General features: G+C 52.8%; 8 protein-coding genes. 1 reads left to right on the top strand and 7 read right to left on the bottom strand.

The window, feature by feature from the left end:
- Positions 1 to 44: 44 nt before the first annotated feature.
- The 6 genes from D5398_RS23835 to hutW all read right to left on the bottom strand — a co-directional run bounded on the left by D5398_RS23835 (position 45) and on the right by hutW (position 4891).
- The gene (locus tag D5398_RS23835; protein WP_120509840.1) at positions 45 to 518 is read right to left on the bottom strand and encodes a helix-turn-helix transcriptional regulator; all 474 of its coding nucleotides are present in this window, start codon (positions 516 to 518) and stop codon (positions 45 to 47) included.
- Complete coding sequence (locus D5398_RS23840; protein WP_120509841.1) at positions 515 to 1864, bottom strand: type II toxin-antitoxin system HipA family toxin; 1350 nt, start codon at positions 1862 to 1864, stop codon at positions 515 to 517. Before D5398_RS23840 ends, D5398_RS23835 begins: the two co-directional genes overlap by 4 nt.
- 193 nt (positions 1865 to 2057) lie before the next feature.
- Positions 2058 to 2279, bottom strand: a complete 222-nt coding sequence (locus D5398_RS23845) for a YdgH/BhsA/McbA-like domain containing protein (protein WP_095925515.1) — start codon at positions 2277 to 2279, stop codon at positions 2058 to 2060.
- A 167-nt stretch (positions 2280 to 2446) separates the two neighbouring features.
- A complete protein-coding gene (locus D5398_RS23850) occupies positions 2447 to 3070 on the bottom strand; it encodes an SDR family oxidoreductase (RefSeq protein WP_120509842.1) in 624 nt (207 codons plus the stop codon).
- Positions 3067 to 3579 carry a heme utilization cystosolic carrier protein HutX gene (gene hutX, locus D5398_RS23855; protein WP_120509843.1) on the bottom strand — a complete coding sequence of 171 codons (513 nt, stop codon included), beginning with the start codon at positions 3577 to 3579 and terminating at the stop codon, positions 3067 to 3069. Before hutX ends, D5398_RS23850 begins: the two co-directional genes overlap by 4 nt.
- Positions 3566 to 4891 (bottom strand): heme anaerobic degradation radical SAM methyltransferase ChuW/HutW, encoded by a 1326-nt coding sequence (gene hutW / locus D5398_RS23860; RefSeq protein WP_120509844.1) that lies wholly within the window; start codon positions 4889 to 4891, stop codon positions 3566 to 3568. The genes hutX and hutW overlap by 14 nt, the downstream gene beginning before the upstream one ends.
- Before the next feature lie 232 nt (positions 4892 to 5123).
- On the opposite strand from hutW, the gene D5398_RS23865 reads away from it, so the two are divergent.
- Entirely contained in the window at positions 5124 to 6242 is a 1119-nt protein-coding gene (locus D5398_RS23865; protein WP_120509845.1) for a HEAT repeat domain-containing protein, read from the top strand.
- A gap of 34 nt (positions 6243 to 6276) precedes the next feature.
- Here the strand turns inward: D5398_RS23865 and D5398_RS23870 are convergent.
- The coding region (locus tag D5398_RS23870; RefSeq protein ID WP_208646073.1) for a transposase at positions 6277 to 6411 on the bottom strand (135 nt) is incomplete at its 5' end.

A 6411-nucleotide genomic window follows, 5' to 3' on the forward strand; every position in this document is an offset into this window, starting at 1 on the left:
GACGCTGAACACGACAAAACCGCTCTAAAAGGAGCGGCTTTTGTTTATTGCTTATTGAAAAAGAGTGTCGAGAGCAGCTGCTGAGAAACCGGCACCAGCCCGACTTTCAGACCAAAGGGTTTGAACAGTTTGTTGATAACATCGGAGGTATAATTTCCTTTATCATTTTCCACTTCCGACAGTGTTTTCCGCGACACGGAAACCATTTTAGCGAAAGCATCTTGTTTTAGCCCCAGCACATTGATCCGCAGTGCTTTTAACGCTTCCCCCTGGCTTATTTCCCCGGATATCAGCGCGCGCATGACCTGGAGTCTGGCTTCATTCCTTTCATTGGCGCTGACGGGTTTCGTCAGATGAGAGACTCTGCGGCGGGTGCGTGTTTTGACAGCACGGTCCCTCTCTGCCTGGTTTGTGATTTCTGCAGTGGCGCTTTGGGTTTTCTGCGCGGCATTTTTTTTCGCCCGTATTTTAGCGATGGTGCTTTTCACTGAATCGGCCGCAATCAGAGGTTCTTTCATAAAAGCCCCCAGCGGCGCAATTTTTCGGGAATAAAACTGAAACTTATTGCGGGCATGTTCAGGATCTGTTGCGGGATACCCCGGGCGGCAAGCCGGTCTTTCAGACCTGTCAGTTGCTCAGCAGTTTCATTGAGCGCCCGGAGTAAGTTTTGTGCCGGAATGAGATCATCCAGAGTTTGCGCAATAGCGGGAAAATCATATTCACCGCCAACTTCCAGCGGCGTTTTCCATTTCGTCGTTCTGGCAATCCCTTCAGGATCGGCCTTCATGGGCGCGAAATCGGAGATCGGGGCGAGCCGGATGCTGCCTTCATCTTTGAGAAAAGAGGTATTTCGACCATGGTTATCGCTGTTGCCAAAAATAATATTGAGCAGATCCCGTCGGACCCATTCGGTAACAAACGCCGGGATATCAAAAGAAAAACCCTGCTCTGTCACCATATGGCTGCGGGAAATTTGATTAATCAATGTCCTGAGGGTCTCTTCATGATAGAGCGTGACGCCGGGTGCCTTGCGCAGCAGAGAATAGACCGATTCCATTCCAAACCGCCTGACGACACCTCCTTCTTCAAAGGCAATATCAAAACGTGGCAACCACAGTGACGGATAAGTCAGTCCTTCTTCAAGCCGCATATTGTGCGTCGGGATTGTCTCAAATCCCATCGCTTCCAGTTCATGATAGAAATGGAATTCAGCCCGCAAAATATTGCAGTCCACTTCAGTCCTTGCCCCGCGTGGATATTTGACCAGATAAGGAATATCCCGGTTGGCGGGATCACTCTGGTAGGTATCGATCCAGATTTGCTGTTCCCGGTTACAACGGAGCAGCAATTTTGGTGCTTCCCCGCCCGCACCTGTCGCCCCTCCGGCAGCGGCACCGCGTTGCTGGGCATAATCCAGAAAGTCTCCCGCCCGGTTTATCACGTCGTCGACGGTGAAAAAGAGTTGTTCAGCAAGGGGGTTATGTTCCGGCAAGGATTCTTTAATGCGCAGGTTGCCGACAGGGGATAGGGTCCCATGCTTGAGCAATACAAAATTTTGCTCATCTGGGGTCAGCCCTTCGAGATCAAGATAGTTGGCCCAATAGCGACGGCTGGAGCCGCTGGGAATGATGTCATCGAGAAACTTCAGCCATCCGCGCTGCCCGTCATCATCGAAAAAGAGGGCGACCGGATGGTTAAGTGATACGGCGCGGTTATCGTCACGGTCGAGGTTATCAATCGCATAATCGAAAAGATAATCAAGTTCAGTCAGGCGATAGTTGTTTTGTTCGCTGTCGGGAAAAGTGATGTTAGCAATATCCACCCACTCATTATTGAGAAAAGCCTGTAACGTTAACTGTTCCATAAGACCCCCTTTACTTATGAGTGGTATATTACTCGTTAATGAAGAATAGTCCATTTAACGTTACCTAAAACACCCATTAGAAGGTTTTTTTGAATTTACTGCGTTTTATATCACTCGTTAATTTTCGTTACTCAACGACAAAGCCGCTCTGTAAAAGGAGCGGCTTTTGTCTTGGAGCACAAACTTCAGCAAATCATTTGTACAATACGGCGGTACCGTGAATGCGGTTCTGACCACCGGCTTCGATGATTTTATAAGAGCTTGCACCGGCAGCAGCGGCCTTGGCGGCGAAAGTGGATTCCAGGCCATCTAGGGTATTGTCAGAGGCCGATACGGTGCCGATTTCAGCCGCGAAGCTACCGAAAGAAACCGTGGCGAGTGCAGCAGCAATAACGAAAGTTTTGATAGATTTCATGATGTCATTCCTTCTTAATGTTTGTTTGGTGAAGGCCGTGTGCCTTCGATGAGAAGAAGAATAGCGACGGGAGCTCTGAAGGGATAGCGAAGTGATTTGCTTATTTTGTTCGAAAAAATTGAATTAAACACCGGGGGATTAAAAAGCCCCGTTTCCGGGGCATGCGATCAGAACTTTTCCCCTTCCAGGGTCGAATCACACAGCGCAAAGATCTCGCCCCAGCCTTCGCCTGAGGCCAGCAGTTGCTGAATGTGCAGCGCGACATCGCTGCGGCGCACGCGGCCGTGGGCTTCGGTTTGGATCAGATGCGCTTTGCCTGTCGCATCGCCATTCATCAGGCCGCCGGGACGCAGGATGCACCAGTCCAGCGTGCTGGTTTGCAGCCAGCTTTCGGCAAGCGATTTCTCACGCACCGCCTGCCCGAACGCCTGTTTTGCGCGTGTGGATAATGTCGGCCAGCTGTCGCCGCAGCCAATTGAGGTGACCAGTAACATCTGGCGGATACCGGTGTGTTCCGCAGTATCTGTGATCAGCCGGTTGGCGGTGTAATCAGAAAGCTTTCCTCCCAGCGTGGAGACGATCTGCGCTTTATCGCCCGCCATCTCGCAGGCCTGCAACACGTCGGCAGGGTTAAGTGCATCGCCTTCAATCACGGTGACGCCCAGTGCGCGCACGCTTTGTGCCTGTTCAGGATTGCGGATCAGCGCCACGACCGGGCATTCCTGCGCCGTGAGTGCCACCAGTTCAGCGCCGACGCCGCTGCCTGCGCCAAAAATCAGCAATGTGTTCAAGGTTGGTTCTCTCTCTCAGCCAGAAGGGCGGGAAGGGCACGAAATGCATTCAGCTGATCGGTCAGTAATCCACGATGGCTGTCGCGCCCGACGAAAACCTTGAGCATGGCATAACCAGAAGCGTTTAAAAACCAGACACTTGCTGTGCTCATCCCCATAAATGGCCGTTCAACCAGGGCAATATGCCGGCAGTGTGTGGCGCGGATATGCCCGCTCATTCCCTGTTTGCCACGCAGGTTAAAATAGCCGTGACGGTGCGTGCCGGTGGGTAATTCGCCATGGAACTCGAGGATCAGATCGTCATTATTGACCAACGTCGTCACATCGCCCCATCCGGTGATGTTGTCCCATACGGCGTCGAAATGTGTCCCGGCAAACAGATAGCTCCCCGGCAGGTTCTGGATCACTTCCAGCGGGGTGATTTGGAATTCGCGGGCGATATCTTCGACGGTTCCGTCGGGCTGAGTGGCGAGAAAGTCGATCAGGGACTGAAGTTTATCCGTTGGCATGGTGGGTATTCCGTAAAGTCAGTTGTGGGATGAGGGTTTGCAGCGCCTGCAACATGTTGCTGGCCCAGAATCGTCCGGCAGGCGTGAGGTTAAAACTCGGGCCATCGCTGTGCATCAGGCCGCACTGTTGCCATTGTTGTAACAGCGGTTCGAGCGGGAAAGGATCGGTGATAATGCGGCTCAGATCATAGCGCCCGGCTTCGATACCGCCCTGTAAATCCAGGCGCCAGCGGTGTTCGCTGGCAGTCGCGGCCGTCATCATCATGATCGGTTTCAGTCCGGCGTCCAGTTGCTGGTAATACGCTTCCAGACTGCGTGCTGTCATATAGGATTGCCCGCCCAGATTGCCGCCCGCGCTGCTGCCAAAGGCCAGACAGTCCGCGCCTTTTTTGATCAGCAGATTGTAGAGGTTACGCTCGCGCGTGTTGCGCGCCCAGTGACTGTTGCTTATCTGATGCCAGCCGTCGCGCGCCAGAAAGGCTTCGCCTTCGAGGTAAAAGTCACGACGCATCGCGACATCCGGCAGCGACACACGTTTATTTTCCACGGCTTTGCCCAGCGGCGTGGAAGGCAGCAGGTTCAGGGCGTAAAGGTCCACGCCGTCCAGCGGTAAATCGCGGACGATCTGCAAATCCTCCCGCCAGCTTTCCGGTGTCTGTTCCGGTAATCCGAACATCAGATCGCAGACCACCGCAGCGCGGTCACGCTCCCCGAGTTTACGCAGGAACTGTATCGCTTCTTCCCGTGTGGCGCGCCGTCCCATCCGCTGGCGGACGCGGGTATCAAAGGTCTGAATGCCGACAGAAAAACGGTTAGCGCCCGACTCCAGACAGGCGTCGATGCGTTCGTCATCGAAATTAAGGATCCGCCCTTCGACAGTGATTTCGCAATCCGGTGCCAGCGGCAAACGGCGACGCAGCGTACTGATGATCCGGTGTAATTGCTTTGCGCTGAGCGCCGTCGGTGTGCCACCGCCAAAATAGACGGCGTGGATAGGCGCGGACTGATGCAGCGGCGAAGGGGCTTCCTGTTCAATCTCCCGGATCAGGTAATCGCAGTACTGTTCTGTGGCTTCCGCTTCCAGTTTGTTCTGGTAGAACCCGCAAAATTTACAGTGCGTCGCACAAAAGGGGATATGCAGATAAACCAGACGCTTATTGGCTGGAAGCTGGCGCTGACAAAGCGCCTGCCACTGAGCGGGGATCTCCTGCGGCGGAACCGGCTGCTGTGGCCGCCAGGGCATCACTGCCCAGCGGTCAGGGAACGGCAGTCCGTCTGCGGCAGCGTAAAAACGCGTGAGGTCTAAGCTCATTGAGTTTGTCTTCTCCTGAAGAAACAATCATTCATTCGCTGGTATTAAACGATAATGATTATCATTCGATCAAATCCAAAACGCATTTGTGATGATCTGTATCAAGTTTGGAAAAGTGATCGATGGTGAGAGGAATACGGAGAAAACCGATCCGGCCTGTCCTGTAATTTTCTAAAGCGAATGCTTATGATAGAACTTCTTGAGGTTTCCCCGGCACAACGACAGGGCAGTCATGGCAGCAGAATACTTTCTCTTCCGGCAGATAAAACAGCGTCTGAAAGACGGCAGTGCGCATTATTTTTACATCGAACCTGATCTGAGTGAAACAGAGCAACTTAAAGCGCTATGCCGCCATTACAACGGACATATCCGGCAACGTGCGGTGCTGTGCCTCGGACTGAAGCGCGAGGTGTCGGCTCTTGTGGAACTCGTTGAGCGGGTTAATGACTGGGTGGAAGAAGTTGCCCGTTCGGCGTGCAGCAGTCTGCGGCGCTGGATGCGTCCGGAGTTTGCTGGTGTTTTTGTCGGGGGGCTGCCGGATATCTTCGGGTTGCTGAAATGTACCCGCGCTGATCATCGCGGAATCGTCAGTGAAATCGTGGATTATCTCGGGCGGGAGGAAAATAACCTCGCTTTACTAACCGGTCTTAAGACCAGTAATCCTCATGTCGCCCGTCTTTGCCTGCATTTGTTGCTCGACAATCCCCGGTTTTCAACTGAAAGGATCTTCAAGCTGGCGATGCATCAGCATGATCCTGTCGTCAGGTATCACGCCGCTCAGTTTATGCTGAATAAGCCTGAGCGTGTAAATGCTGAGGTATTTGCGTTGCTACTCGCCGACCGGTTTGCGCCAGTAAAACAACGGGTTTTGCAGTACGCGGAGAATCACTCGTTGCCTGTTGCCGAGAAAGTATTAAAAGGTTTGTTACTGGATAGTAATAGCCTGGTACGCCAGCGTGCCTGCCGTTTATATAGCCAACATTATGGTGATCCGCAATCCATTTATCTGGCTGCTTTTCATCATGCAGATTCGCGACCAGCTACGCGTAAAGCGGCATTGCTCGGGTTGGGTGAACTGCGCTATCCGCAGGTGCTGGCACTGGCGGAAGCTGTCACTGAGGCATACCCTTTTGGACTGTATTTCGCAGCACTGAATATCCTCGTAAAGCATCACGGCGAGGATGCGCGTGACCGTTTAATCCAAAAACTCAGCCATCCTGAACTGGCGATTGCCAGACTGGCGCGGCGTATTCTCCTGCGGGATAAACTGCTAGTGACTTTGGCTGACCTTCAGTCCTCTTATGAGAAAGCGCCATCTAATGAACATGCACTTTTAGCATTTGCCCCGTAAACCCTCGCCCAGTCGGACGGGGATATAAGGGGTGCTAATCAGGGGGTTTCTGCGATTCAACATACGCTTTCAGTGTTTCAATTGTTGCTCCACCAGCGCTACAGGCAAAGTAGGAACGTGACCAGAGCACTCCGGCATTACTTTGCTTGCAAAGATGGGTATTTAAAAT

This window comes from Rahnella bruchi (genome assembly GCF_003614975.1).
GTDB lineage: Bacteria > Pseudomonadota > Gammaproteobacteria > Enterobacterales > Enterobacteriaceae > Rahnella > Rahnella bruchi.